Consider the following 1,896-nt stretch of genomic DNA (forward strand, 5'->3'; position numbering starts at 1 on the left):
CGGCGACCACCACGCTTCGCGCATGTTGCCGAGGCGGGCACCGACCCGCATGGCCATCCGCAGGCCGTCGCCCGTGTTCGTCGGCGCGCCGATGGGGCGCGTCAGCGGTCCGCGCAGGAAATCGCGGACCAGGTCCGGGTCGTACTCGAACCCTCCGGTCGCGAGCACCACCGCGCGAGCTCGAACCGTTCGCATCCGGTCATCCGTCTCGACCTCGACACCGACGACCCTGCGCTCGGCGGTGCACAAGCGCAGCGCCCGGCACCCGGTCTCGACCCGGACCCCTTGCGCGAGGCACGCTTTCAGGACACCACCGACCAGTGCACGACCCAGGCCCTCCTCCCGAGCATCTGCCCGGGCGGCGAGAACCTCGGGCGCGACGACACCCGTCCCACCGCCCAGGGGCATCTCGGTGAGCACGATTCGTTGGATGTCACCGCCGATGCGGTCGATCCACTGCTCGATCCCGGCGAAGGAGAAGAGGCCGGGCTCGAGAGTCCGGCCACCCCTGGGCTTTCCGCCGGGGTGCTCGGGGTGATAGTCGGGGTATCCCTCGACGAGCCGGAGACGTAGATCGGTGTGCTCGTGCAGGAAGTCCACGAACCTGGGACCGCCGGAGATCAGCGCCTCGGCCAACTCGGGGAGGATCATCCCGTTGGACAGGCTCTCCAGGTAGGTCGCCCCTTCCTCCAGGGAGTCCTCGACACCCTGCTCGGCCGCGATCGGGTTGCCCGGGATCCAGATCCCCGCGCCCGACAGGGCGGTCGTGCCTCCGATCAGTTCGGCCTTCTCCAGTAGTACGACGTCGGCGCCGTCGAGGGCCGCGGCAAGCGCTGCGGTGAGGCCTGCGAGTCCCGACCCGAGAACGACCACGTCGTGCGTTTCCTGAATCTGCACTCGACCCTCGATCCCTTCGCCCGCCCCTGCACGGGTCGCCGTGCGACGTTGTATCTATAGAACAGTCTTACTCTATTAGTGCACGACGGTTATGGTAATGAGCATCACATCAAGTCACAAGCGTTCGCCCGAACTGGAGGACGGAATGCCCGAACCCGAAACGTACGACGTCATCGTCCTCGGCAGCGGCGCCGCCGGACTGACGGCCGCGTTCACCGCGGCCTGCGAGGGTGCCCGCGTTGTAGTCCTCGAGAAGAACGATCGGGTCGGCGGGACGAGCGCGTGGTCGGGGGGCCACGTCTGGATCCCGAACAACCCCTACATGAAGGACATCGGCGTGCGGGACAGCGCCGAAGAAGCACTGACCTACCTCATGTCGCTCGGGCGCGGCATTCTCGACGAACGCCTGGCACGCGCCTTCGTCGACGCCGGACCGAAGATGGTGCGCTGTCTCGGCGAGGACGGCGGAGTCCGCTTCTTCGCAGTCCCCGGCCTGCCCGACTACCACCCGTCGAACCCCGGGGGCAAGCCCGAAGGCGGCCGGACACTCGGCCAGGAGCTGTTCCCCTTCCCGAAACTGGGCGAGTGGCAGGACCGGGTCGAAGTGACCCCCTACTACTCCACCCATCTGCGGATGGACGAAACCGCGATCGGTTGCGCCGTCCCCAAGGCGCCCTCCGACGAGGAACTCACCCGCCGAGCCTCGGAAGACCTGCGCGGCATGGGCGGAGGACTCGTCGGCGCCCTCCTCGACGCCTGTCTCCGAGCGGGCGTCGAGGTCAGGGTGTCTACGCCCGCGCACGATCTCGTGGTCGAGAACGGCCGGGTGCGAGGCGTCGTCGTCGACACCGCGCAGGGACGGCGGACGATCCATGCGTCGCGCGCGGTCATCCTCGCCACCGGCGGATTCGAGTGGAACGAGGAGTATCGCGCCGCTTTCCTCCGCGGCCACGTGACGAAGCCCGCATCGATCCCCACCAACACGGGCGACGGCCTGCG

At 68.5% G+C, this 1,896-nt stretch carries 2 protein-coding genes; one reads left to right on the forward strand and one right to left on the reverse strand.

Annotated features, from left to right (window positions below):
• The coding region (locus tag A8G15_RS28590) for an FAD-dependent oxidoreductase (protein ID WP_156665618.1) at positions 1-897 on the reverse strand (897 nt) is incomplete at its 3' end.
• A 97-nt stretch (positions 898-994) separates the two neighbouring features.
• On the opposite strand from A8G15_RS28590, the gene A8G15_RS28595 reads away from it, so the two are divergent.
• Positions 995-1,896 (forward strand): FAD-dependent oxidoreductase (locus A8G15_RS28595; protein ID WP_245688051.1); only part of this gene is annotated, 902 nt, incomplete at its 3' end.

The sequence above is a fragment of the Rhodococcus phenolicus genome, from assembly GCF_001646785.1.
Classification (GTDB): Bacteria; Actinomycetota; Actinomycetes; order Mycobacteriales; family Mycobacteriaceae; genus Rhodococcus; species Rhodococcus phenolicus.